Origin of the sequence: Marinomonas communis, assembly GCF_004363305.1 — a bacterium.
Lineage (GTDB): Bacteria > Pseudomonadota > Gammaproteobacteria > Pseudomonadales > Marinomonadaceae > Marinomonas > Marinomonas communis.
In genome coordinates this window covers 549,775-575,095 of record NZ_SNZA01000002.1, presented here as the reverse complement: position 1 = coordinate 575,095, position 25,321 = coordinate 549,775, and the positions used below count along the sequence as shown (strand labels likewise).

Here is a 25,321-nt window from a genome sequence, read left to right as displayed (position 1 = left end):
AGCCTGCCGCCAGCGTTCAATCTGAGCCATGATCAAACTCTTCAGTTTAAAAAAGCTTGCTCAAACTCATGAATCACGTCTGACTTTAACTATATCCTTCAACCCGAAGATTAAAGAACGTAAAGCGAATTGACATGGTCACTCATTTAAGACTTCTAAAGTTTTGAGAAGTCTCCAGCGAGCGCCCACACAAATTATCTGATTATCTATTTTAAAGAGCGTTGACACATTTTCTTAACCCTTAGGGCTAATAACTTACCGTTTCCAGTTCGCAATGCAGTCCGTGGTGGTCTGCCGTGTCAGTGGGTGCGTATAATACGCATCAGAATTTTCAGCGCAAGCACTTTTTTAAACTTTTAATAAAAAAGTCATTCCTTTGTCATAAAACATCCAAGGGATGTAAGTTTTAGTTCGTTTATTAATCAAAATCAAGAAAAAGGGGCACAAAATTCGCCCCTTTTCTATAAATATCACTACAACCCACCGGTCAGGTTGACTGCTTTTGTTCTTTGCGCCGCTTGAGTTCATACGCGACCGCTAAAGCAACCGTGATCAGAATCAGAACTAAACCAAGAGCATTGACTGCAGGTGTCAGGCCTGTCCTTACTTTTGAAGCAATGTAAACGGTTAACGTCGTGTCATAGCCTTTCACAAACAGAGTCGTATTGTAGTTCTCGAATGACTGTAGAAAAGCAATCACGGCCGCGGAGTAAATCGCAGGATTAAGGTAAGGCAGCAAGATTTTTCTAAATGCCTGCCATTGCGTTGCTCCCAAACTTAGCGCAGCTTGTTCCAACGTTCTGTCAAAACGTTGCAGTCTCGCCAATACCATCAGCATCACATAAGCAGCTATAAATGTTGTTTGAGCAATCACCGTCAACACAATGCCACCACTCACATCTAAGCTACGCCAGAATATGAGGGTTGAAATCCCGACAATAACACCTGGGGTTAACAGCGGAGACATCATTAAAGAGTAAAGGAATGTTTTCCCCTTCCCTTCAACCGTAGATAGAAAGAGCGCACAACTGACACCAATCGGTACCGCCACGATTAACACACCAATTGCCACAACAATACTATTACCTAATGCAGCCCACATAGCGCCATCTTGTGCAAGTGCTTCAAACCATTTTAAGGTGGCACCTTTCCAAGGAGATATGGTTGGGAAGCGGCTGTCATTGAAAGTCGCCAATCCCATCACTATCAGTGGCGTAAACAGATACAGAAAGAAGATGCCTATATAAAAGCGTACGCCTACTTTAAAAAGGGTTTCAGATTTCATCGCGCGATATCCCCCAACCCAACTTTAAAGACTTTCATAACTAGACCAATGAACCCAATACAAATCACCAGCAGCAAGAATGCGTAAGCCGCACCTTGGTTCCAGTCACCCCCTTCAAAGAACCAGTTATAAATAATCTGGGTAAACCATCGACTTCCAGGTGACCCTAACAATGCCGGCACAGCATAACTCCCCGCCGCCAGCATAAATGTCATGATGCAGCCTGTTGCAATACCCGGTTTCGCATGAGGAACGATGACGCGATAGTGTGTTCTAATCCAACCCGCACCCAAGTTACGCGCAGCTTTGATTTGATTACCATCCAAGCTTTCAATCGCGTTATAAATAGGAAAGATCATAAATAGAATGTATGCGTACACCATCCCGATCAATACTCCACCATCCCCCGAAAGAAAGCGTATAGGTCGATCGATAAACCCCAGCCCTAGTAGCAGTGCATTCAAAGGACCTTTGTAGGCAAGAATGATGTACCACGAGAACGTACGTAATATTTCATTGATCCAGAACGGAATTAATAGCAGCAAGAGACATAATGCAGCCTGTTTTGGTGTAGCTACCTTGGCAAGATAAAAGGCTAATGGGTAACTCACAAAAAGTGTTAAAAACGTCACTAGAACGCTCGACCAGATCGTCTTAAAGAAAATGGTCAAATGAATCGTGTTACCAAACAGTGTTGCATAGTTTTCTAACGTGTAGCGATCTTTATCAGATCCTATTTCACTGGGAAGTAAATTAGGCTTGAAGGAGTAATCGACCATTAATAATTGCGGCAAGATAACCATGCCAATCAGCCAAACCGCAATCAATGCCACAACCCCAACAGATAAGGGCGCACCAAATCGAGCTTTGAGCTGACTAAACATCACCCACCTCCCCCGCAATCACAATAGCATCCACCACACTATATGAAAGCGCGAGTTCTTTCCCTGACACCATATCCGACTGATATTGATTAGCGCCAAGTTGAATAGACAGCGCTCGTTGATCCAGTGTCCTACTATTAAGCGTCAGATAAGAACCCTCAAAATTCACTTCATCCAACTGTGTCATGATTTGGCAATCACGCTGTACATCCAAATGCAGTGATTCAGGACGAATGAATAATGTCGCGGTATCCCCAGTATTAAGCGGCTTATGTGCTTTCCCTATTAACTGGCCCAATGCACCAGCATCAATAACCGCCTCGCCATTGGCGTACGATAATACTTTCCCTGTAATGCCATTATTTTCTCCAACAAACGATGCCACAAAAGCTGTATCTGGCTGCTTATAAAGAGAAATAGGGTCCGCGACTTGCTGCAATTTGCCAGCGGACATGACCGCAACACGATCCGACATCGTCAGGGCTTCACCTTGATCGTGCGTTATATAAATGAAGGTTATTCCTGTCTTACGTTGAATTTCTTTTAGCTCCGTACGCATATGCTGGCGCAATTTCAGATCCAATGCAGACAGCGGTTCATCTAACAGCAACACCTGCGGCTCGACAGCCAAGGCACGAGCGATAGCGATACGTTGCTTTTGACCACCTGATAACTCTGATACTTTCTTAGTTCCACTACCTTCTAAGGCAACTAATTCAAGTAGACGGTCTGACGTTTTTCGGCGCTCAGCTTTGGATACACCACGAACCTCCAAACCGAACTCAATGTTCTCAGCAACCGTCATCAAAGGAAAAAGCGCCAAGTTTTGAAAAATCATTGAGGTTGGGCGTTTATTTGCCGGCACACCACGCATATCTTGACCACCTATGCGCACAGCTCCCTTTGTGGGCTCAAGAAAGCCACTTACCATATTTAGAATCGTGGTTTTGCCACAACCAGAAGGCCCTAGAAAACTAAAAAATTCTCCTGACTCAATTTTAAGATCCATTTGCTGAACGGCGGTAAAGTCACCAAACTGCATAACGACATTATCTAAGTGAACACTGCTGTCCATATTTCCTCTCAATCTTATTTTTGAAACGCGAAAAGCCCGCTGAATACTCAGCAGGCTTTATTAGGGTTAAAACAGCCTAGGCAGATAGGTAACGGTCTTGGTATTCGTTACGCAGCGCAACGTACCAAGGTTCCTGAATAGGCCACCACCACAGATTCGCTAAATCTTGTTGAGAGTATGAGTTGTTAAAGAATGCTTTCGTTGACTCAGGAAGAAGCTCTGAAGCACCTTTTGCTGTAGAGTTGTAGCCTGTTGCTTTGACGAACATCGCACCCGCTTCAGGCGTGTAATACCAGTTAATAAACTCGTACACCGCATCAACGTTGTTTGCATTTTTCGGAATAACAAAGCCCTCCATCCAGGCAAGGGCACCTTCTTTAGGCGCACCGTAGGCAATCGGCTCACCCTCTTCGCCCAATTTGAATGCCGTGCTATCCCATGTTTGGCCAATGACTGCCCCGTTGGTACGGAATGCACCCTGAGCTTCATTCTCTGTTGACCAGAACTGAGCAATCATATCTTTGTGAGCAACCGCTTCTTTAAGAATGACATCAAAGTTGGCACGCATGGCTTTTTCAGACTTGTATGACTCAAGCAATGGGAAAGGCAGCTTACCCATTTTCTCTAACCACAAACCAATCCCAACCAAGGCAGAATGGCCGCGCACCGTCACACCACTTGCATGCTCAGGCTTCCAAAGGTCGCCATAACTTAAATTCTTCGGATCCACGTCAGCATAGTCTTTATGATAAGCAATCGCCTCCGTGCCCCAATCAGATGGAGCAAAGTAGCGCTTACCTTCCACAACACCGCCCACTTCTGAGCCAGACATCGCACTGTCTAGACAGCCATCCCATTTGATGCGAGTTGTATCAAGCGGCTGCACCAAGTCATAGTCCACATAACCAGGCACTCGGTCAACGGTCGGCATGATGATATCAAAGCCTGTACCATCCGTTGCTCGAAGGGAGTTCATCAACTCATCGTTCGTACCATAAGGTGTAAACGTTGCATTGATACCTGTTTTTGCTTTGAAATCTGCCAACATTTCATCAGTAATGTAGCCCGCCCACGCATAAATCTTCAGTTCTTTATTCGCGGCAACAGCTTTGCTGATAGAAAAAGGGGTTGCGGCAACAGCGCCTGCAACAGAGGCCCCTTTAAGAAATTGACGACGAGAGATGCTCATGATTGCTCCTTGTATCCTTGTGACATTTGTTTCCAAGTGGAAGTCAGAAGCCACCTTATTATTAAATAGGTGTTCAATTATTGGCGGCTAATGTGTCAATTTAGTGACGAAAAAATGAACAGTCAATCAAAATCTAGACCAAATGGACAGGATCGTACGCACCTCAAAATATTAGCACCCGCTTACATATCGCTACATTAAAGGGGTGAAACGTACATTTCACTACATTACCCAGTAGCTGAAATATATCTGTCACATTTTCATAATATTGTTACCCCCATCGTCTCATTTCCTAGAAAGTAGAGAGAATATCTTGAAAATTTCCCACGTCACACGCGCAACAACCATCAGTTATTTTGTGATCGCTGTCGCTTTAGCGGCGCTTTTGCTCTGGAGTACGCAAAGCTATCGGATGGCTTTTGAGCAAAACAGTACGTTCAATCAGGTATGGGAAGCCTCTGCGATCAAACTAGAGCAGAAAATTGAACGCTATCTCACATCGGGTGAAGCATCACTTTTGCAAGAATCAGAAGCCTTCATTCTTGACGATATTCAACCAATGCTTGCGCAGCTTCCCGAATCGCTGCAAACATCGCTTAACGCTCGATTTAGCGCCATTGTAGAAAGCCTGCAAACCGACGTGCGCGCCGCAGGTAAATTGTCAGGAAATCCATATGCCTTAATTGAAAACAATGAGCGCCAAATGCAGCTCTCTCTCGCCTACTTAAACCAAACCATTAATGATTCTGGTGACACGGTAGAGTCTTCAGTGAAGATGCAGTATTTAGTTAGCCAAGCCAACATTTTTGCTGCGCTGGCCTCATTACAACAGGCGACAAAAGACTACTTAAACAGCTCAACCACCGAAAACCGAGCACTTGTCGATCAAGCGAATCGTTCTTTGATCGCTCAGGTGGATCGCCTTATTTCATTACCAGCTTGGCATAAAGCAGACTCAGATGAAGGTAGCGGCGCCGATGATCTTTCTGCATTGATGGGTTGGGGCAGCAGTGAAGAAAGCGAAGAAGAATCTGATGCTTTCGAAGAAACAAAGAGCGAGCTAAACACTTGGTCAAACCGCTATCTAAAAGATATCGACAATAGCCTCGCGGTCATTGAGCAAGCAGATCAAGCCAAGGGCGCCATGCGTGAGCTTATCGAAGGGCTCAGTTCTGACTTAGAAAAAGGTACCGCGACCATTCAAGCAGCTACAGCAGAAACCGAGCGAAACACTCTAATTGCTTTTGGTGCGTTCGTAATCGTGATGGTACTAACCACTATTATTGCTCACCTGTTCCAAAGTCGAGTAGTCGTACAAAGCGCCAAAGACCTTTACAACGCAGTCAAGGCATTGGTTGAAAGCGACGACATTCATACGCTCACCGTATCGAATAGTAAAAATGAATTATCTGACGTTGCCCGCTACCTGAATCGCTACCTTGAACAGATCGCGGTACAGCGTCAGCAACGAGATACCGAGCTTAAAAACATCTCCACATCGTTGAATGAAATGCTAAACGCCTTTGGCCAGGTACATGAGATAAGTGTTGCCTCCAAAGCTGCTCTTGAGCATACGGTCGAGCAAGCATCCCATGTGGATGTGCTGGCTAATAAAGCAGAAGTCAGAGCAAAAGAAGTGGAAAGCTACGCCAATGACACAAGTGTCGCGATGGAGCTTAGCTCTAAGCAAGTGGCACGTCTTGAGGATGCCAACAGCATCACAGTAGAGCGACTAGATAGCAGCAAATCAGCCCTACAAAGCCTTGAAACTTCCGTATCAAGCGCGAACTCCATTGTGAGTGGCATTCGAGACATCGCAGAGCAAACGAACTTATTGGCACTGAATGCGGCAATTGAAGCGGCCCGTGCGGGCGAAGCAGGGCGTGGGTTTGCAGTGGTTGCCGATGAAGTTCGTACCCTATCAGGCAGAACTCAGCACTCACTAGAAGAGATCACTTCTATCTTCGACTCATTAAACAGCTCTACCACCAACTTACGCAAAAACTTAGAGCTTATTGAGTCCTCTTCTTCCGAGCAGCGTACATTGACACTCGACTTAGGACACTCCGCGCAAGAAGTGCAGGAAAAGTCCCATCAGTCGACTGTCCTATCGCGCAAAGCCTCAGGCTATGCCGAAGACCAAAAGCGCAGCGTTAGCCTGCTGACAGAAACCGTCGAAAAGGTTCGCTCTCAAGCGGATGAATCAGAACGATTCTTAGCGCAAATGACAACGAATGTCAGACAAAAAATCGATGACATTACCTCAACTCTGGGCATTCGCTAACATTTAGACATAAAAAAGCCAGCACTAATATGCTGGCTTTTTTTCATCTTGCTACATAGAAGAGCTTAGAAAAGTACGCGGGCCTTAATCGTGCCGTCGACTTCTTTCACTTTCTCTAATGCAATTTCACCCATGTCCGCATCCACTTCCATCACCATGTAACCAAGTTTCTCGGTCGTACGAAGGAATTGGCCAGAGATGTTAATGCCATTGTCAGAGAAGATAGAGTTAATCTTAGACAATACACCTGGACGGTTTTCATGGATGTGAAGAATACGGTGCGTGTCCGCTTGCGCAGGCAGTGCCACTTCAGGGAAGTTAACTGCAGCCGTTGTTGTACCGATGTCAGAGTACTGAATCAGTTTCACTGCCACTTCAACACCGATGTTTTCCTGAGCTTCCATTGTCGAGCCACCAATGTGCGGCGTCAAAATCACATTATCCAAGCCACGTAGCGGTGATACAAACTCTTCCGCATTACCCTTCGGCTCCACTGGGAATACGTCAATCGCTGCACCAGCAATATTGCCTGCCTTGATTGATTCAGCTAATGCTTCAAGGTCGACTACCGTACCGCGAGAAGCGTTTAAGAAGATTGCGCCCTTCTTAATTTGCGCAATTTCTTCCGCGCCAATCATCATCTTAGTGCTTGGGGTTTCTGGCACATGCAGAGAGATCACATCACAGGTAGACAATAATTCTTCTAGAGACTTCACTTGACGTGCATTACCTAATGGTAGCTTAGTGATGATGTCATAGAAGCATACTTCCATACCCAACGACTCAGCCAACACGCTCAACTGAGTACCAATGCTACCGTAACCAACAATGCCTAAACGCTTGCCACGTGTCTCGAAAGAACCAACCGCAGATTTCATCCAACCACCACGGTGGGAAACCGCATTTTTCTCAGGAATGCCACGCAAAAGCAAAATCAACTCACCAAGCACCAATTCCGCAACACTACGTGTATTAGAGTACGGCGCATTGAATACCACGATACCTTTGCTAGAAGCCGCTTCCAGATCCACTTGGTTAGTACCAATACAGAAACAACCAATCGCAACCAACTTATTTGCGTGCTCAAGCACTTTTGCTGTCAGTTGTGTACGGGAACGGATACCAATGAAGTGTGCTTCAGAGATTTTCTCAATCAACTCATCTTCTGGCAGAGCGGTTTTATGGTACTCAATGTTTTCGTAACCAGCGGCATTCAACGCCTCAATGGCTGACTGATGCACGCCTTCTAATAACAAAATTTTGATTTTTGCTTTTTCTAAAGAAGTGTTGCTCATGGCTTTTTTCGTGTCTCTATGGTTTTTTGTGGGGGAATTTTAGGCGCTATGTTAACACACTAGTGTACGCGGCAAACCCAAAGAAACCGGAAAGTCGCTCATCTAAAGGGGAGTAATCCTCAACTCTACAAGAATTTACACCTTAGCTACGCATTTTAACTGGCAAGCGGCGTCCTTCGACACTAGAATGAGATTGTACAAAAGTTAAACGAAGAGGTGCGCTATGGCCATCGAAGGTATCAACAACAGCTACGTCAGCCCGTATGAAAATGAGCTTAGCGTTCCTGCTGTTCAACCCAGCACAGAGAATACAAGCGCTCAATCCGCTAGTGCTCCAGCCTCTGTGGACGTTGCCGTTACGCTATCACCGCAAGCTCAGCAATTGGCACAAGACAACATTGCGCAACAAACAGTAGCTCAGACGAACGAAACGGATGTTGGAGCAGACACCACAACAGCCTCTCAATTCGGAGCAAATGCAACGGCTAACAATTCTTCTGTAGCAGCGGAAGTTAACGGATCTTCAGGCAGCACATTGAATGCAGCACCATCGAACACCAGTCAAAGTGCCAGCGTAGCTTCTCAATACAACATCAGTCCCGACTCTTCACTGGGGCAGACCATCGACTTTTCCGCTTAGACAAGACCATTTCTAGAGTCGTCTAACGACGCTCTAGAAATACACCCGCTTCTACGTGATGGGTATAAGGAAACTGATCAAACATCGCAAACCGAGTCACCTTGTGGGTAGAAGATAACGCTTCAAGGTTGTTTTTTAATGTCTCAGGGTTACAAGATATATAAAGAATTTGATCAACTTTCCTGACTAACTCAACGGTGCCATCGTCCAACCCTGCTCGTGGAGGATCAACCAGAACCGTTGCTGGAGACAGTGTATCCATTCCTGCTTGCAATAATGCTTTCGGCAATTCACCTTCCCCATTCAATGCAGCGGACACATCTTCACTGGCCATCTTCACGACTTGAACATTGCTGACACCGTTCATGGCAATATTTAGAGAAGCTGAATTGACTGACACTTTAGCGATTTCTGTACCAATCACTCGATCAAAGCGACGCGCCAAAGGAATCGAGAAGTTACCATTACCACAGTACATTTCCAGTAAGTCACCAGAACAGCCCTGTGTAACATCTAACGCCCACTCCAGCATCTTTTCACTAATGCCAGCGTTAGGCTGAGTGAAGCTGTTTTCAACTTGCTGATAATGGTACTTGCGACCATTCACCGTCAGAGTTTCCATGACGAAATCACGAGTTAAGATTTGTTTGCGCTTACGGCTACGGCCAATGAAGTGACAGGATGGGAACAGGTCATTCAATTCATGAGCAGCTTGGTTCCAAACGTCGTCAATGGGTTTGTGATAAAGCATGCTAATCAGTGCTTCACCTGTTGTAGTCGTCAAAAAATCTACTTGGAATAGCTTATGACGCAACACAGGAATATCTTTAATCGCGGCCAGTAACTTTGGCATTAGTTCATTGATAAGAGTCGACGCTGCTAAAAACTGGTCGACACGAATCGGAGTACGAGGGTCAGCGGAGTCAAACATTGCATAGTAGAGATCATCCCCTTCATGCCAAATACGAAACTCTGCACGCATACGGTAATGGCTTGGCGCACTCTCAAAGACTTCCATTAATGGTAACTCTAAGTCTGCCATCAATTCAGATAAAGAAGCCTGCTTAGCCTGTAACTGTGCCGCGTAGTGTTCAGGATGTATTTGGTCGGGTCTCATGCAAAAGTCCACTAAACTAGTATTCAAAAAGGGCGCGAATTATACAAAGAGTTCGCCTATTTTGCGAACAATGACTTTTACAAAAAGCCTGGCCCGAGCAGCACTTCCAGTGACGCCGTCAACGATGCTTCTGACTGGTAATCATTTTCTCGCTCGTAAGTCACTTGTGGTTTAATTTGCCCTATTAACCAATTCCCGTACAAAATTCTTTGGTACTCTAAAAAGTACAAGAAGCTTTCAGCATGTGGTCGCGAGCCTTCTTGCAAATAACTGATTTGATATCGGAGTTTGCTAATATCTGACAGGGCGTGATTCACATAGAGGTTCTGACGCCAATAGGTTTCAGAGTCAAATTCTAAATAAGTAGCACCGAGTTCTGCCCCAAACTCAAATCGATCAGCGAAAGGAAGACGAGCAGCCAAACTGTAACGTCCTCCATTTCCTAAGGAATAATAAGCAAACAGGGTTTCATTTTGCTCAACCCCCCATCGCCCAAGATCATATTCCTGTTTGAACTTAACACGCACAAAAGGATCCATTGGCATGCGGACTAGCACCCCTAGATCAATATTGGCATTCCATTCATCTTTGATGTATCGCAGCATGGTAGCAAAACGCGTGTCCTGAGCAGATTGGAGAATATTTTGGCCAGGTTCGTTATCCATCAGACGATTATCTTGAGTCAACTCGTCTGCATCGGACTCAATGATCAGGTCAAGCCGGTTCTCAGTATTAGGAAGATGTAACCGCGCATCCAAATTAAAAAAGCCAGATACACCATCTTCGCTTTCGAGAATTGAGCCGAAACGCATGCTAACAAAGCTTTTCTCGTCGCTCTCATGACGCTGACCAGAGAAAAAGGCATCCAAGCCATTGGACCACTCTCCTACCTTATAAGACATGGTCTCATGAGTTGTCTGCCACCATTCTCTTTGGTCCGCTTCATCCGCTATTGAATCTGCCATTGCACTGTTCAAGGAGGCCCCTAACAGGCCCACTATCATCATGCAGCGCATTGCGCGTGATCTTCCTTGAATATGCTCCATCATAGTTCGCGTAGCATTTCTCGAATCATCAAAGAAGAGTTCTTGGCAGCCACACTTAAGTACTCTTCAAAGCTTGTAGGTGATTCTTTGTCGGCAACGTCCGAAAGAGATCGCACCACAACAAAGGGAATTGCGAACTTATGGCATACCTGAGCCACTGCAGCAGCTTCCATTTCGACCGCTTTTAGCGTTGGAAATGCCTCACGAACTTGCGCCACTCGGCTTGCTTCGCACATAAACACATCACCAGTACCGATCAAACCTACCTTGGCTTTCACTTGACCAACTCTCGCGACGGCATTTTTTGCAGTACTCACCAACGAAGCATCCGCAGTAAATGTTTCCGGCATACTAGGCAGCTGTCCTAAACGGTAGCCAAACGCCGTTACATCAACATCGTGATGAACCACTGCATCAGAGATAATGACATCGCCAACTTCTAATTCGGGATCAAAACCACCTGCCGAACCGATGTTAATCACGACCGCAGGATCAAAGCTGGCCATTAAGAGGGTTGTCGACACCGCGGCATTGACCTTACCAATACCAGACTTAAGAAGTACGACGTCTTTACCGTCAAGCTGTCCAGTAAAAAAGGCACAACCGGCAATAGAGGTTTCCTGAACATCTGTCATCCATTCTTTGATTACGGCAACTTCTTCGTCCATTGCCCCAATTAAACCAATTACACTCATAATGCTCTAACCCTATATGTTGAATATTCTCAGCAAGGACGCAATCACTGCACCATCAGGAACACGCCCGTCTAAATCCATAAAATGCATTGTATCAGGTCGTTCTGAAAAGTCCTCTAATACCACCCAACGAGTGTTCACAAGCTTCACCAAATGAAGTTTTTGAGCTCGCATGGCTGTTTCGTGATCCAGCACAATAATATTCACTGGACTGGTGTGGCGTAACACAGATACCAAGTTATCAATCTCTACCTCTCGCCTAACCACAAAACCATGGGCACTTAGCTCTGACTGCCAGATAACCTGACTCATTGACGAGCCACCAGTAATAATGAAATTGGTATCTTGTGTGGCCCAATCCCCCATATTGATAGCAGAGCAATGACGAAGGCTCTCCATCACTTTCGCTAAGGAATAAGCCATCAGCTGATGGGCATACAGTATTTGACCTTCCATTTGCTCTGCCGCATGATCAGCGAGATATAAAATCGGCAGTTGATCAGAACCACTCGTGTGCAGCAGTTTTTGTACATGGGTTTGCGCCAGCGTCTCATCCCCCAGCCCAATCATCAAGACATTATACTGACAGTGGTAAGGTTGGCTCGCACTCATAAACTCCGCAAACGAAGCATAACCGTCCCACTTGATAGCTAATTCGTTCAGCAGTTGCTTGACTCGGCTGACGTCGACATAATCGTTTTCGATAAACGCGACTCGTCCTTTTGCAGGAAGTTCTTCTGCAGCACTTCCTAGTTCGCGTTTCACTGTCGCCGTCATCTTGATAAAGCCGCCTTTTGCAGACTCAGTGCGCCCTTTCAGTACTTTAGGATATTCCTGACATAGCCAACCAAGCACTGCACTGCTTTCCTCAGCGCCATATACCTTAATCACCAGACCTTTCTTATCCCATGAAAATACCAGATGGCGGCCAGACAAAGAGCTGTCTAAGCACAACATGTACGCCAATCGGATCAATGCAGCATGATCTGATGTCCAATTTGCTTGCACCAACGTATCCTCGAGTGCTGCTTCGACAGTGCAATCACATCGTTTTAAACATACGCCTAGTTCTCGTTCCAACCATTCCTGCTGCTCACACAGCAGGTCACCTAAAGTTTGCACTTGCGATATTTCCTGCGCTGGCTCTGAGATTTGCTTCAGTAACTGCCCCAACACCCCGAACCAAGCAATCGCCTCTTCTGGGGCTTTTAACACGGCTTCAGAACGTTCTGAAATCTCATCAAAAATAAGGTGGGGGGATGGTTGAGGTCGATCAATAGCTTGACGGGGGAAACGATGGGTCAAATGCCAACGCAAACGCCTTACTTCACTCACGTCACGACCCACAAGCATGACGCTACGAAAACCATGCTCATTTACAAAAGTATGGGTTTGGAAAGCATAAACTTTCGGCTGATCTTTTAACTCCAACTCAAAACCACCCCCATACTCCCCTTTCAAGGCACGCTGTATGGGTTGATGACAGGCAATTGGCGTCATATCAAAAATAGTCTTAGCTGTTGGCGATTCAGGGAATAACAAGGCCGCTTCATCATTAATATCCGTGACCCTTGCCGATTCGTCACAAAATAGAATGGCTGCTTGTAGGGAGTTCAACAACAAATCTAAATGCTGGTCACGCGCTTTTAAACGCGTCTGAAAGTAGTTCATCTGAGCTAACAGGGGCTCAAATTCTTGATAGTTAAGTGTATCCATGCGACCAATCGCAGGCAGCCCAGCAATTGGCATAAACAAAGTACGTTGCGCATACCATCGAACTGCCCAGTTCAGCAGCAACAAGCCAGCCAAAATAGCTAGACTGCCTATTACAGCCCAGCTACTAAAAGACTCAAACAGCGGTCTTGAGTAACGCACCTCCACGGCCAACTTGTCTTTCAATACGGGCAGCGACAAAGTGCTTTCATGATGGACAAATGGTGTCTCATCACTAAAAGAGTTAAGTTGTTCGATCAGCAAGGGCTTTCCAACCACATCGTTGATCTTTAAATAGTCCGCACCTGCGCTACCAATTAAATCACTTGCCAACGCTAAGTTATTATCGAGAGATATAAAGCCATAGAAAAAGCCTTTACTTAACTTATCCTCATCGCTTGCTAAAGGCTTTTTATAGACTAACAACTCACTCTGATCCGTCGTGGATACATGCAACCAAACATCCGACTCAGCATTCTTGATTAAATCTGATAGTGCATCGCGGGTATAAAGACGCACGCGGGGATCCTCCATAGAGGTGCCATCCTCGAGCGCCACATAAAAGAAATCCAGCCCACCAAAGAACAACACATCATGCAGCTGGAAAAGGCGATCGATCGTTTCCCCATCACTAATCTGCTCTGATAGGTATTTCACCTCGAAATTTGCTCTATCAAGATACGCTGCAAAACTCACATGAACCGATTCGGCTCGCTGCTGCAGAACCTCTTGTGAATAGTAGCGTTGCGTAAAGAAGTCCATCACCCAAACCACCGAGCACAACAAAAAGCCAATAATTAGGAAAGCGGGTGAGATTGAGCGCGAAAAACGCTTACGGAGACTTAACGAGGCCATAACGTAGAAGAGTACTGCAAAGCTTGTTGAAAGATTATATTACGCGTTTGCTGGTCCATTTCTTGCGTTAAGAATGTGACCGTTTCAGAGAAAACTCTTGGCAGTAACCTCGACTCCATGTCTGCTTTGATCGCTTCCGCCGCTGCTATAGCCATATAATCCTTCATCTCTAAAACTGTAACCATTAACAATCCTTTTTGATGAGCATTTTCTAATCCATTTTGGCCCAGCCAAGCATTCGTCGTTGCACGACTCTGACTCGCTTCTAAAGCCGCTACAACGCCCTCACTAATTTCTGGAGTGCAAGAAAAAATGAATTGCTGAGCATCGTCTTTTGGGACACTTTGCAAAAGATTGTTAGCTACGTCATGAGCCTCAGACTTCGAATTCACGGATTGATATCGATAACGCACGTCTCTGTCAAAATGATTTAATTCATTTAGAAACATTTGGCATCGACTTTGGTCCATAACCTCATCAGAAGACAATATTGCATCAATAATGGTGTCCTCAGACAAGGCCCTGTGCAACAAGCTAGCCAAACGCTGCATCATACGTGAGACGTCCGTCCCAATATAAAGTAATGGAGGATGCAAATGCCAGTCAGGATATGGAGCAAAGCTGTTTAGAAGAATAACCTGCTGACTATCATCTCTTAACAAACGTTCGATCAAGGGACGACTGTAATCATCTACGCCATCCACAATAACATAATCAAAGTCCGCACTCTGAATCTTCTCGTAAATTTGCACTATCGACGCAGTACCAGCTGACCGCGGTGCATAAAACACATCTAGACGGAAATCAATGTTGAGTTCTTGCATACGTCGTTTAAACACAAAGAACCAAGCTTGATTCGGTGGTAAATCCGGACTATCGCGTAGTACTACCGCAATCTTCTGAGTTTCTGCATAGGTTGTCACCAACTGGACTGGCTGAGAATGGACTCGTACCGAGAACTGCTCTATCAGCGGAAGCTGACTTGGGTTTTCTTCCAAGAAGCGCTGTAGGCTCGTTGCAGGCTGATTGAACGTAAACGTCCAGCCAGCGCCAGTAAACACCAATGGCAATATGAAAAGAAAGATACGGAACAACTGCTGTCGCCTCACCAAATCCACTCCTAGAGTAGACATTCTAACGATAAGGCTTAACAAAGGTACATTGAAAGCATAAAAAGGCATAAAAAAAGCCGAGTCACTAAGTAACTCGGCTTTTTTTAATTTGGTGCGGAAGGAGAGACTCGAACTCTCACGCCGTGAAGCACTGGAACCTAAATCCAGCGTGTCTACCAATTCCACCACTCCCGCTTGGAATGGCGAGCATTATAGGTGAACCATTTTTCAGGTCAACACTTTTTTTAAAATAAATTTTAAAAGTCACTCGCTCATTCTTTTAATTAAAAACGACGGCCGTTTGAGTACTCACCATGCTCGTAACGGATCGCCATTTCTTCAAGATCGATCGTATGAATACGTGATGCTTGACCTGCTGAACCAAACGCTTCGTAACGGTCGATACATACCGCTTTCATTGCTTTGATACTTTCAGTTAAGTATTTACGTGGATCGAAGTTACCTTTGTGCTCTGCTAGGCTACGACGGATCGCACCGGTTGCAGCTAGACGCAGGTCTGTATCAATGTTGACTTTACGAACACCGTAACGAATCGCTTTCACGATCTCTTCTACTGGCACACCGTAAGTTTCTGGAATCTCACCACCGAATTCGTTGATGATTTCTAACCAGTCTTGTGGCACTGATGAAGAACCGTGCAACACGATGTGTGTGTTAGGCAATCGTTCTGCGATGCGGTTGATACGTTCGATGTCTAGAATGTCACCGGTTGGTGGACGGGTGAACTTGTACGCACCATGACTTGTGCCGATCGCTACCGCTAGGGCATCAATACCTGTTGCTTCAACAAAATCAAACGCTTCGTCTGGATCAGTCAACATCTGTGAGTGATCTAGAATGCCTTCTGCACCCACTCCGTCTTCTTCACCTGCTTGGCCAGTTTCTAGAGAACCTAGACAGCCCAATTCACCTTCTACAGAGACGCCACATGCGTGAGCGAACTCTACTGTACGACGTGTCACATCAACGTTGTATTCGTAGCTTGCTGGCGTTTTACCGTCAGCCATCAAAGAGCCGTCCATCATCACTGATGAAAAACCAAGCTGGATTGAACGTTGACAAATTGCTGGGCTCGTACCGTGATCCTGGTGCATGACTACCGGGATGTGTGGGTAATCTTCGATCGCCGCTGCGATTAAGTGGCGAAGGAAGTGAGAGCCTGCGTACTTACGCGCGCCAGCAGAAGCTTGCATGATAACAGGCGAGTTTACCTCGTCTGCGGCTTCCATGATCGCTTTTACCTGCTCCATGTTGTTCACGTTGAACGCAGGTAAGCCGTAATCATGCTCTGCTGCATGGTCCAGCAATTGACGCATACTAATTAAAGGCATAAAAGTTTCCTCTGACAATGAAGTTGATTGGTGTCTTTGCTAATAACAAAGCACCCATTAATGTTTATCCATGCGCATGTGTGTCACATGTGGCTTTACGCCTTATCGCTATATTGTCATTCTGTCTAATGACAGACCGGTCACTCTCTAAGTGTTAGTTATTATAGTGATGAGATGGTCATCATGACGCATCTCATCGTGCAGGGTTTTCCCTGTCTTATTCAAGTGTAAGCATTTAGCTTTACACTAATTTTGCGTGCGCGACTCTAACATAGCAACAGCTGGAAGCACTTTTCCTTCAACAAATTCTAGGAAAGCACCACCACCAGTGGAAATGTAAGACACTTTTTCAGCGATGTCATATTTGTCGACTGCTGCTAGCGTATCACCACCACCAGCGATTGAAAAACCTTCGCTATTCGCAATCGCCATAGAAAGCGCTTTGGTACCTTCACCAAACTGATCAAACTCGAATACGCCAACTGGGCCGTTCCAAATGATCGTTTGAGCACTTTCCAGTAGACCAGCAAGTTTCGCCGCCGCTTTTGGACCGATATCCAGAATCATATCGTCTGCAGCAACATCTTTCGCGTCTTTCACCGTCGCTTCAGCATCGGCAGAGAACTCCGTTGCGACAACCACGTCTTCAGGCAATGGGATGTTTACTTTTTCCATCAGCGCTTTTGCTTGCGGAATCAAATCTTCTTCGTACAAAGATTTACCCACAGGGAAACCTGCCGCCGCAAGGAAGGTGTTAGCGATACCACCACCAACAATAAGCTGGTCTACTTTGTCAGATAGAGACTCAAGTACCGTTAGCTTAGTGGATACTTTTGAACCACCTACAATCGCAGCCATTGGGCGTGCTGGTTTCGCTAACGCTTTTTCAAGGGCTTCAAGTTCTGCTGCTAACAATGGGCCGGCACAAGCGACTGGAGCGAACTTACCCACGCCGTGCGTTGATGCTTGAGCACGGTGCGCCGTACCAAAGGCATCCATCACGTAGATGTCACATAGCTCAGCCATTTGCTTAGACAATGCTTCATCGTCTTTCTTCTCGCCCTTGTTGAAACGTACGTTCTCAACTAGAACAAGCTGACCCGCTTCGACTTCAACGCCATCCAACCAGTCTTTCACTAGTGGAACGTCTTGACCTAGAAGACCTGCTAAATGATCGGCAACTGGCTGCATTGAGTACTGTTCTTCGTACTCACCTTCAGTTGGGCGACCAAGGTGAGACATTACGATCACTTTGGCACCCGCTTCTAGCGCAAGCTTAAGCGTTGGCAGCGCCGCACGAATGCGCGCATCGCTGGTTACTTTGCCATCCTTTACTGGCACGTTAAGGTCTTCACGAATCAACACTCGTTTGTTCGCAAGATCCAAATCGGTCATTTTAATTACGGTCATGCACGATTCCTCGTCGTTTTTAAAATCAATTAGTGCTGAGCACTATCTTCCAATAACTGTTGCCAATAGCATGCCACATCTAACATACGATTCGCGTAGCCCCATTCGTTATCAAACCAACATAGCAGTTTCACTAAGCGGCCATCGACCACTTGTGTCTGAGTACCATCAATGATCACCGAGCGTGGATCATGGTTAAAGTCCACCGAAGCATGGGCTTCCTGAGTGTAACCAAGTAGGCTGGCGTACTTGGATGAAGCAGCCACTTGCAACGCAGTATTCACCTGCTCCGCGGTCACATCTTCCTTCGTACGCACCACCATATCGATCAAAGAGACATTGATGGTGGGAACACGAACGGCATTTGAGCTGATCTTACCCGCTAGACTCGGGATCAAACGTGCGATACCACGGTCAAGACCAGTATTAACAGGAATAATCGAACTCATTGCCGAACGGGTTAAGCGCAAGTCTTTGGTGTGATACGCATCAATAATCGGCTGATCGTTCATCGCAGAGTGAATGGTTTGCGTTGCACCGTGCTCGACACCTGCTAACGCTTCTAGCGTATCTAATACAGGAATTACACAGTTTGTGGTACAAGAAGCCGCAGAGACAATCGAGTGCTCCGCACTGACATCGCTTTCGTGATTAAAACCATACACAATCGTCGCATCTACATCTGCCGAGGCAGGCTGGGACAACAGCACTCGTGGCACTCCTGCATCGATAAAACGCTGAATCTGCTCACGTTCTGCAAAGACACCCGAGCATTCAAGCACCATATCAACGTTCAAAGATGACCAATCTAACTCTTCAGGCGTCGGCGCACTGAAGCATTGAATTTCATCTTCACCAATCATCAGGCTACTGCCTTTAATCGATACAGGCTTAGGAAAGCGGCCATGAGTGGTATCGTAGCGCGTCAAATAACTGATCGTTTCAATATCCGATAATTCATTGATCGCCACCACATGCATTCGGCCTTGATAACCGTTTTCGTAGATTGCACGAAGCACTGATCGGCCAATGCGGCCATAGCCATTAATCGCTACTCGCAACATAGTTCTCTTAAATCAAATCAAAGCAACAAAAAAGAGGAGCCAGAAGCTCCTCTTTCGTTGTGAAGCCGTTAGGCGTTCAACAGTTTTTCTGCTGTGGCTACCACGTTCTCTACGGTGAAGCCGAAGTGTTTCAGTAGATCGCCGCCCGGTGCTGATTCACCGAAAGTGCGCATACCCACCATCGCACCACCAAAACCAACGTACTTGTACCAGTAATCAACGTGTGCCGCTTCAATCGCAACACGCTTCGTCACGCTGCTAGGCAGTACAGACTCTTGGTACGCTGCATCTTGTGCATCAAACGCATCCGTAGATGGCATAGACACAACACGAACTTTCGTGCCTTTTTCTGACAATGCTTGCGCAGAGTCTAGCGCTAGCGCTACTTCAGAGCCCGTCGCAATTAGGATTAGCTCAGGAGTGCCTTCACAATCAGACAATACGTAACCACCTTTGGCGATGTCCGCTACTTGTGCATCAGTGCGAGCAAGTGCTGGCAAACCTTGACGGCTGAATACCAAAGACGTTGGACCAGAGCGACGCTGAATACCCGCAGCCCATGCAACCGCTGTTTCCGTTGCATCTGCTGGACGCCATACTGACATGTTTGGTGTCATACGAAGGTTCGCAAGTTGCTCAACAGGTTGGTGAGTAGGACCGTCTTCACCTTGACCGATAGAGTCGTGGGTGTAAACGAAGATGTTCTGAATACCCATCAATGCCGACATACGTACTGCGTTACGAGCGTATTCCATGAACATCATGAAGGTTGCGCCGTAGTTGATGAAACCACCGTGTAGAGACACACCATTCATGATGCCGCTCATACCAAATTCACGCACACCGTAGAATACGTAGTTGCCCGCTGGGTCTTCTTGAATGCCTTTTGAACCAGACCATAGAGTTAGGTTGGAACCCGCAAGGTCAGCTGAGCCACCTAGTAGTTCAGGTAAGATTGCACCGAACGTACCGATCGCGTTTTGAGACGCTTTACGGCTAGCAATGTTTTCGCCTTTTTCTTGGCACTCTTTGATGTAAGCCGCCGCTTTTTCAGCGAAGTCAGCTGGCAATTCGCCTTTGATTACACGACGTTCAAATTCTGCTGCAAGCTCTGGGTAAGCCGCTTGGTAAGCTTCGAATTTCGCTTCCCATTCTGTTTGAGCTGACGCACCTTTTGATTTCGCGTCCCAACCTTCGTAAACATCAGCAGGGATTTCAAATGGTGCTTCTTTCCAACCAAGGAATTCACGTGCTGCAGCGATTTCTTCATCACCTAGTGGCGCACCGTGACAGTCGTGAGAACCGGATTTGTTTGGTGAACCAAAACCGATGATTGTTTTACAACAGATCAACGTTGGCTTAGACGTTTCAGCTTGTGCTGCTTCGATGGCTGCTTTGATCGCTTCTGGATCGTGACCATCTACATCAGCAATCACGTGCCAGCCGTAAGACTCAAAACGTTTTGGGGTATCGTCTGTGAACCAGCCTTCAACATGACCGTCGATAGAGATGCCGTTGTCATCCCAGAATGCGATCAGTTTACCAAGACCTAACGTACCCGCTAGTGAACATGCCTCGTGTGAGATACCTTCCATCATACAGCCATCGCCTAGGAAGCAGTATGTGTTGTGATCAACAACGTTGTGGCCTTCACGGTTAAATTGTGCTGCTAGGGTTTTCTCAGCGATCGCCATACCGACAGCGTTACTGATACCCGCACCTAGAGGACCAGTCGTTGTTTCAACACCTTCCGTATAACCATACTCAGGGTGACCAGGAGTTTTTGAGTGCAGTTGACGGAATTGCTTCAGATCTTCAATAGAAAGGTTGTAGCCTGAAAGGTGAAGCAAAGAGTAAATCAACATAGAGCCATGGCCGTTCGACAATACGAAACGGTCACGGTCGACCCATTTAGCGTCAGTTGGGTTGTGTTTTAGAAAGTCATTCCAAAGCACTTCTGCAATATCAGCCATGCCCATAGGCGCGCCTGGGTGTCCAGATTTTGCTTTTTGAACCGCGTCCATACTAAGTACGCGAATAGCATTAGCAAGTTGTTTACGAGACGGCATTGATTATCCACTCCTGGTTTGTATACGAAATGTCGTTTCATTCTCCATGCTAACCCCAGTTCTTGCAACGGCCTCGGGTAATGCACGCCCAATAAATGAGCAAAGAGAATGAAATTGCACAAAGATGGCAAAGATCATAGCAAAAAAGCAGCACTAACACTCTACCTTAAACGCTTAATTGCTTGAATTTTAGTCGTTGTTAGTCCATTATCCGTACCACAGCGTCGATTTGTTTCGGCTTGCGGACGCTATATAAAATCAGCTAAACAGAAGCAGGACAGCCTGTTTAGCAAATCCTTCAGCTAAGCGGGTTTTTTTATGCCTGTTTGGCGCTCTAGAATCTACATTTATAGAGGCACAAACATGTCAGAATATTCTTTATTTACTTCAGAATCGGTTTCTGAAGGCCACCCAGATAAAATCGCAGACCAAGTATCTGATGCCATCCTTGATGCCATTTTAAAAGAAGACTCAGAAGCACGTGTTGCATGTGAGACACTTGTGAAAACTGGCATGGTGTTGGTCGCTGGTGAAGTCCGTACTAATGCTTGGGTTGATATCGAAGACATCGCTCGCGGCGTGATTCGTGAAATTGGCTACAACAGCTCAGACATGGGCTTTGACTGGGAATCCTGCGCCGTACTTAATGCCATCGGTAAACAATCTGTGGATATCGCAGTTGGTGTCGATGAAGCGGATGCAAAAGAGCAAGGCGCTGGTGACCAAGGTCTAATGTTTGGTTTTGCTACCAACGAAACCGATGTTCTAATGCCTGCACCGATCACTTACTCACACCGTTTGGTACAGCGCCAAGCAGAAGTTCGTAAAAACGGTACACTAGACTTCCTTCGTCCAGATGCGAAAAGCCAGGTGACATTCCGCTACGACGAAAACGGTAAGCCATGCGCTATCGATGCTGTGGTACTTTCCACTCAGCACAGCGCTGCGATTAAGCAAGCAGACCTTCGCGAAGCGGTGATGGAAGAAATCATCAAGCCGGTTCTGCCAGAAGAGTGGTTGTCTAAAGACACTAAGTACTTCATCAATCCCACTGGCCAATTCATCATTGGTGGCCCAGTAGGTGACTGTGGTCTGACTGGCCGTAAAATCATCGTAGATACTTACGGTGGTATGGCACGTCACGGTGGTGGCGCATTCTCTGGTAAAGATCCATCAAAAGTTGACCGCTCTGCAGCGTATGCAGGTCGTTACGTAGCAAAAAACATCGTTGCTGCAGGCCTTGCTGACAAGTGTGAGATCCAAGTGTCATACGCTATCGGTGTCGCTGAACCTACCTCTATCAGTATCAACACATTTGGTACTGGTAAAGTAAGTGACGAGCTAATTTCTCAACTAGTACGCGAACACTTCGAACTTCGCCCAGCAGGCCTAATCAAGATGCTTGACCTTAAGCGTCCGATCTACCTGCCAACAGCGGCTTACGGCCACTTCGGTCGCGAAGGTGAGAACTTTACTTGGGAACGCACAGATAAAGCCGACGCACTTCGTAAAGCTGCCGGTTTATAATCTCTCGGATTTCCGTTATAAAAGCCCTCTCAACAGAGGGCTTTTTTATTTATGCGCATTCCACGTATCTACGTCGATCTACCACTTGCTGAACACTCCACATTCGACCTTCCCGACGGTGCTTTTCAACATTGTTGTAAAGTTTTACGTCTAAAGGACGATCACCCTATTATAGTGTTCAATGGTTTAGGTGGTCAGTACCACGCAAAATTAGCTAATGTTCAAAAGCGCAGTGCACAACTTACGGTAGAAAACTTTGTCACACTGGATAATGAATCCCCCTTAAAGGTAACCATAGGGCAATCAATTTCTCGCGGCGAACGCATGGACTATGCTGTACAAAAAGCCGTCGAAGCAGGTGTGTATAGAATACAGCCTTTGTTTAGCGAACGTTGTGAGGTTCGTTTGAACGATGCCCGCTTAGAGAAGCGCGTTCAGCATTGGCAACAAGTAGCCATCAGCGCAGCAGAACAGTCAGGTCGTGGGGTGGTGCCGGAAGTATGCTTTCCGATACCTTTAGAAGAGTGGGTAGTTAATTGTAACGATATGTTAAAACTAACACTTCACCACCACAGCGCTAGACCATTGCAAGACTTTTCAGAGCCTAAAAACCAACAAATAGCCCTGCTCATTGGCCCAGAAGGTGGTTTATCTGAAGATGAGGTTCGTTTCGCACAGCAGCATGAATTTACAGCTATCGCGCTAGGGCCTCGTGTATTACGGACAGAAACAGCCCCCGTTGTGGCGTTAACAGCACTTAATATGCGGTGGGGAGATATTTAGAATTACATTTCGTTACATTTATAAGGCACATGTAACACTAAGATGTTGTTAATAGACACATCTGTTTTCTAAACTTTAAAATTGGCATTGAACTAAAACAACGATCACGCGTTTATCAGATAGGTGGAGCCCATGTTTCGACAAAAACTAATTGCCAGCAGTGTTGCTTTGGCCACAACTCTTTGTGCCCTTCCTGCACTAGGCATCACCCTTGAAGAAGCAACCTATATGGCGGTGGAAAACAACCCGCGTGTTCGACAAGCCATTGCCCTTTATCAAGAAAGCCTTCAAAGCACGGAAGTGACTCGACGCAGTGGTTACTACCCTTCCATCGATTTGAACGCAGGCATAGGTCATGAAACCACTTACGATTATCAGAATTCCAATCAAGATGTTTCACTTACAAGACGTGAGCTTGGCCTAACTTTGACACAACCCTTATTCAGTGGGTTTGATACCAAGTACAACGTAAAGCGCCTAGAAGCTGAGGCCGAAGCCAACCGTTGGAATGCCCTAATACAGATCGAAAACAAAGCTTTAGAAGTTTCTGAAGCTTATACAAATGTGTTACGAAATCGTGAATTAGTAGAACTAGCAGAGTCTAATCTCGAGACACACAACCGAATTTACGATCAAATCCGAACTGCTACAGAATCAGGTGTTGGTCGCCAGTCTGATTTCAGCCAAATCTCAGCGCGACTTGCCAAAGCTGAAGCCAATCGCCTGTCCGCATTAGATAATCTGCGAGGTGCAGAGGCGAATTACAAAAATGTTGTCGGTGAATTGCCACCCGCTGAACTGGTGTACCCCGAACCAGATCGCTCACTACTGCCAACAAGTATGGGAGAAGCGGTTGACCAAGCTGTTCAACATAACCCAGCCATTGACTCCGCTCGCTGGGATGTTGAAGCGACAGAGCAATCCATTGAGGCCTCCAAATCCAACTACTACCCAGAGCTAAATTTCGTGGTAGAGCGTACATTCGACCACAATATCGATGGTAGCGAAGGTGCGAATGAAGACCTCACTGCAATGCTCCGCCTAAACTACAATCTATATAACGGTGGTGCAGACAGCAGAGCTAAGCAAGTGGCAGTCCAACAGAATGTTCAAGCCACAGAGATTCAACGTAATGCAGTACGCGAAGCCGAACTATCAGCGCGTTTGTCATGGGCTGCGTATGAAGCAGCTTTGGGCTCCAAAAGCCATTTACAACAATATGTCACTGCAACAAAAGAATCACAGTTATCCTACGCCCAGCAGTTTAACTTAGGTCGCCGAACATTGTTGGACGTATTAGACAGTGAAAACGAGCTATTTGAAGCGCGCCAAGATTACGTTAATGCAGATTACGATGAGCTTTACGCCGTTTTCCGCCTATTTAATACCAAGGGTGATTTGATGCGTGCTTTGCGAATCTACCAACCAGAAGAGCTTGGTTTCGAACAAGAATTTTTGCCACGTGAGCGTACCGCCAGCACAGCCCAAGCCAAAACAGCGGAAGCATTAGGCACCAATACAACACAGGCTGCTGTCACAGCCCCCGCTACCGCCCCTTATACACCTGCACAAAGCTTCCAGTCCACTCAACCTCAAGCAGGATCAGGTGTAACAGGCAGCTATCAAATACCTGTGCAACAACAGCTTTCGGCTCCAGTACAAAGTTACCAAATTCCAGCACCCCAACCGGTTAACCAAGCGCCTGCCGTATCGCCTGCTACGACCATTCCACCTACTAACAGTCAGCCTCAAAGTAACACTAGCCTAAGTGATGACGGTGTTATCTTTATTGATGCAACAGAAAGCATGGGCGGCTGGTAAGCTCTCTACTCGTAGCGGCGTGGCAAGATAGCCACGCCGCTTTGTTTGTCTTATATTTTCTTACTCGATACTTATCTTTCCCGTCCTGAGTCCTTATACTCATGC

At 46.2% G+C, this 25,321-nt stretch carries 19 protein-coding genes, 1 tRNA gene and 1 riboswitch; of the genes, 5 read left to right on the top strand and 15 right to left on the bottom strand.

Annotated features, from left to right (window positions below; translation table 11 throughout):
- Window positions 1–487 precede the first annotated feature (487 nt).
- The 4 genes from C8D85_RS09085 to C8D85_RS09070 all read right to left on the bottom strand — a co-directional run bounded on the left by C8D85_RS09085 (window position 488) and on the right by C8D85_RS09070 (window position 4,433).
- Window positions 488–1,285: an ABC transporter permease gene (locus C8D85_RS09085; protein ID WP_133561837.1), complete on the bottom strand. Its 798-nt coding sequence runs from the start codon at window positions 1,283–1,285 to the stop codon at window positions 488–490.
- Window positions 1,282–2,169, bottom strand: a complete 888-nt coding sequence (locus C8D85_RS09080; RefSeq protein WP_133561835.1) for an ABC transporter permease — start codon at window positions 2,167–2,169, stop codon at window positions 1,282–1,284. The genes C8D85_RS09085 and C8D85_RS09080 overlap by 4 nt, the downstream gene beginning before the upstream one ends.
- The gene (locus tag C8D85_RS09075) at window positions 2,162–3,244 is read right to left on the bottom strand and encodes an ABC transporter ATP-binding protein (RefSeq protein WP_133561833.1); all 1,083 of its coding nucleotides are present in this window, start codon (window positions 3,242–3,244) and stop codon (window positions 2,162–2,164) included. Before C8D85_RS09075 ends, C8D85_RS09080 begins: the two co-directional genes overlap by 8 nt.
- 76 nt (window positions 3,245–3,320) lie before the next feature.
- Complete coding sequence (locus tag C8D85_RS09070; protein ID WP_133561831.1) at window positions 3,321–4,433, bottom strand: extracellular solute-binding protein; 1,113 nt, start codon at window positions 4,431–4,433, stop codon at window positions 3,321–3,323.
- A 313-nt stretch (window positions 4,434–4,746) separates the two neighbouring features.
- Between C8D85_RS09070 and C8D85_RS09065 the strand changes: the two genes are divergently transcribed.
- Window positions 4,747–6,717: a methyl-accepting chemotaxis protein gene (locus C8D85_RS09065; RefSeq protein ID WP_244936977.1), complete on the top strand. Its 1,971-nt coding sequence runs from the start codon at window positions 4,747–4,749 to the stop codon at window positions 6,715–6,717.
- Between the two features lie 65 nt (window positions 6,718–6,782).
- Here C8D85_RS09065 and serA read toward each other — a convergent pair whose 3' ends face one another.
- Complete coding sequence (gene serA / locus C8D85_RS09060; protein WP_133561829.1) at window positions 6,783–8,012, bottom strand: phosphoglycerate dehydrogenase; 1,230 nt, start codon at window positions 8,010–8,012, stop codon at window positions 6,783–6,785.
- A gap of 223 nt (window positions 8,013–8,235) precedes the next feature.
- On the opposite strand from serA, the gene C8D85_RS09055 reads away from it, so the two are divergent.
- Entirely contained in the window at window positions 8,236–8,652 is a 417-nt protein-coding gene (locus C8D85_RS09055; RefSeq protein WP_133561827.1) for a hypothetical protein, read from the top strand.
- A gap of 22 nt (window positions 8,653–8,674) precedes the next feature.
- On the opposite strand, the gene trmA is transcribed toward C8D85_RS09055, so the two are convergent.
- The 10 genes from trmA to tkt all read right to left on the bottom strand — a co-directional run bounded on the left by trmA (window position 8,675) and on the right by tkt (window position 21,085).
- A complete protein-coding gene (gene trmA / locus C8D85_RS09050) occupies window positions 8,675–9,769 on the bottom strand; it encodes a tRNA (uridine(54)-C5)-methyltransferase TrmA (protein WP_133561825.1) in 1,095 nt (364 codons plus the stop codon).
- Between the two features lie 77 nt (window positions 9,770–9,846).
- On the bottom strand, window positions 9,847–10,734 hold the full coding sequence (locus tag C8D85_RS09045; protein ID WP_133561823.1) for a hypothetical protein: 888 nt from the start codon (window positions 10,732–10,734) through the stop codon (window positions 9,847–9,849).
- An 80-nt stretch (window positions 10,735–10,814) separates the two neighbouring features.
- A complete protein-coding gene (gene mtnN / locus C8D85_RS09040) occupies window positions 10,815–11,510 on the bottom strand; it encodes a 5'-methylthioadenosine/S-adenosylhomocysteine nucleosidase (RefSeq protein WP_133561821.1) in 696 nt (231 codons plus the stop codon).
- Window positions 11,511–11,522: 12 nt separating this feature from the next.
- Window positions 11,523–13,985, bottom strand: a complete 2,463-nt coding sequence (locus C8D85_RS09035) for a PAS domain-containing protein (RefSeq protein ID WP_211342162.1) — start codon at window positions 13,983–13,985, stop codon at window positions 11,523–11,525.
- A gap of 80 nt (window positions 13,986–14,065) precedes the next feature.
- Entirely contained in the window at window positions 14,066–15,211 is a 1,146-nt protein-coding gene (locus C8D85_RS09030; protein WP_133561817.1) for a type 1 periplasmic-binding domain-containing protein, read from the bottom strand.
- An 89-nt stretch (window positions 15,212–15,300) separates the two neighbouring features.
- Window positions 15,301–15,385, bottom strand: a tRNA-Leu gene (locus C8D85_RS09025).
- Window positions 15,386–15,474: 89 nt separating this feature from the next.
- Window positions 15,475–16,542: a class II fructose-bisphosphate aldolase gene (fba, locus tag C8D85_RS09020; protein ID WP_133561815.1), complete on the bottom strand. Its 1,068-nt coding sequence runs from the start codon at window positions 16,540–16,542 to the stop codon at window positions 15,475–15,477.
- 246 nt (window positions 16,543–16,788) lie between these two features.
- Window positions 16,789–17,952, bottom strand: a complete 1,164-nt coding sequence (locus tag C8D85_RS09015) for a phosphoglycerate kinase (protein ID WP_133561813.1) — start codon at window positions 17,950–17,952, stop codon at window positions 16,789–16,791.
- A gap of 29 nt (window positions 17,953–17,981) precedes the next feature.
- Window positions 17,982–19,016 carry a type I glyceraldehyde-3-phosphate dehydrogenase gene (locus C8D85_RS09010; protein WP_133561811.1) on the bottom strand — a complete coding sequence of 345 codons (1,035 nt, stop codon included), beginning with the start codon at window positions 19,014–19,016 and terminating at the stop codon, window positions 17,982–17,984.
- A gap of 68 nt (window positions 19,017–19,084) precedes the next feature.
- A complete protein-coding gene (gene tkt / locus C8D85_RS09005; RefSeq protein WP_133561809.1) occupies window positions 19,085–21,085 on the bottom strand; it encodes a transketolase in 2,001 nt (666 codons plus the stop codon).
- A 211-nt stretch (window positions 21,086–21,296) separates the two neighbouring features.
- A riboswitch (SAM riboswitch) is annotated at window positions 21,297–21,372 on the top strand.
- A 76-nt stretch (window positions 21,373–21,448) separates the two neighbouring features.
- On the opposite strand from tkt, the gene metK reads away from it, so the two are divergent.
- The 3 genes from metK to C8D85_RS08990 all read left to right on the top strand — a co-directional run bounded on the left by metK (window position 21,449) and on the right by C8D85_RS08990 (window position 25,216).
- Entirely contained in the window at window positions 21,449–22,612 is a 1,164-nt protein-coding gene (gene metK / locus C8D85_RS09000; RefSeq protein ID WP_133561807.1) for a methionine adenosyltransferase, read from the top strand.
- A gap of 51 nt (window positions 22,613–22,663) precedes the next feature.
- Window positions 22,664–23,395 carry a 16S rRNA (uracil(1498)-N(3))-methyltransferase gene (locus C8D85_RS08995; protein ID WP_133561805.1) on the top strand — a complete coding sequence of 244 codons (732 nt, stop codon included), beginning with the start codon at window positions 22,664–22,666 and terminating at the stop codon, window positions 23,393–23,395.
- A gap of 132 nt (window positions 23,396–23,527) precedes the next feature.
- Window positions 23,528–25,216, top strand: coding sequence for a TolC family outer membrane protein (locus C8D85_RS08990; RefSeq protein WP_133561803.1), 1,689 nt, complete (start codon window positions 23,528–23,530; stop codon window positions 25,214–25,216).
- Window positions 25,217–25,321 lie beyond the last annotated feature (105 nt).

Excerpts from the sequence above, each read along its gene's own strand:
- C8D85_RS09010 (WP_133561811.1), bottom strand. The coding sequence starts at position 19,016 with ATGTTGCGAGTAGCGATTAATGGCTATGGCCGCATTGGCCGATCAGTG.
- C8D85_RS09080 (WP_133561835.1), bottom strand. The coding sequence starts at position 2,169 with ATGTTTAGTCAGCTCAAAGCTCGATTTGGTGCGCCCTTATCTGTTGGG.
- trmA (WP_133561825.1), bottom strand. The coding sequence starts at position 9,769 with ATGAGACCCGACCAAATACATCCTGAACACTACGCGGCACAGTTACAG.
- C8D85_RS09045 (WP_133561823.1), bottom strand. The coding sequence starts at position 10,734 with ATGGCAGATTCAATAGCGGATGAAGCGGACCAAAGAGAATGGTGGCAG.
- C8D85_RS09075 (WP_133561833.1), bottom strand. The coding sequence starts at position 3,244 with ATGGACAGCAGTGTTCACTTAGATAATGTCGTTATGCAGTTTGGTGAC.
- C8D85_RS09030 (WP_133561817.1), bottom strand. The coding sequence starts at position 15,211 with ATGTCTACTCTAGGAGTGGATTTGGTGAGGCGACAGCAGTTGTTCCGT.
- C8D85_RS09035 (WP_211342162.1), bottom strand. The coding sequence starts at position 13,985 with ATGGACTTCTTTACGCAACGCTACTATTCACAAGAGGTTCTGCAGCAG.
- C8D85_RS09055 (WP_133561827.1), top strand. The coding sequence starts at position 8,236 with ATGGCCATCGAAGGTATCAACAACAGCTACGTCAGCCCGTATGAAAAT.
- C8D85_RS09085 (WP_133561837.1), bottom strand. The coding sequence starts at position 1,285 with ATGAAATCTGAAACCCTTTTTAAAGTAGGCGTACGCTTTTATATAGGC.
- serA (WP_133561829.1), bottom strand. The coding sequence starts at position 8,012 with ATGAGCAACACTTCTTTAGAAAAAGCAAAAATCAAAATTTTGTTATTA.
- metK (WP_133561807.1), top strand. The coding sequence starts at position 21,449 with ATGTCAGAATATTCTTTATTTACTTCAGAATCGGTTTCTGAAGGCCAC.
- tkt (WP_133561809.1), bottom strand. The coding sequence starts at position 21,085 with ATGCCGTCTCGTAAACAACTTGCTAATGCTATTCGCGTACTTAGTATG.
- fba (WP_133561815.1), bottom strand. The coding sequence starts at position 16,542 with ATGCCTTTAATTAGTATGCGTCAATTGCTGGACCATGCAGCAGAGCAT.
- mtnN (WP_133561821.1), bottom strand. The coding sequence starts at position 11,510 with ATGAGTGTAATTGGTTTAATTGGGGCAATGGACGAAGAAGTTGCCGTA.
- C8D85_RS09070 (WP_133561831.1), bottom strand. The coding sequence starts at position 4,433 with ATGAGCATCTCTCGTCGTCAATTTCTTAAAGGGGCCTCTGTTGCAGGC.
- C8D85_RS08995 (WP_133561805.1), top strand. The coding sequence starts at position 22,664 with ATGCGCATTCCACGTATCTACGTCGATCTACCACTTGCTGAACACTCC.
- C8D85_RS09015 (WP_133561813.1), bottom strand. The coding sequence starts at position 17,952 with ATGACCGTAATTAAAATGACCGATTTGGATCTTGCGAACAAACGAGTG.
- C8D85_RS08990 (WP_133561803.1), top strand. The coding sequence starts at position 23,528 with ATGTTTCGACAAAAACTAATTGCCAGCAGTGTTGCTTTGGCCACAACT.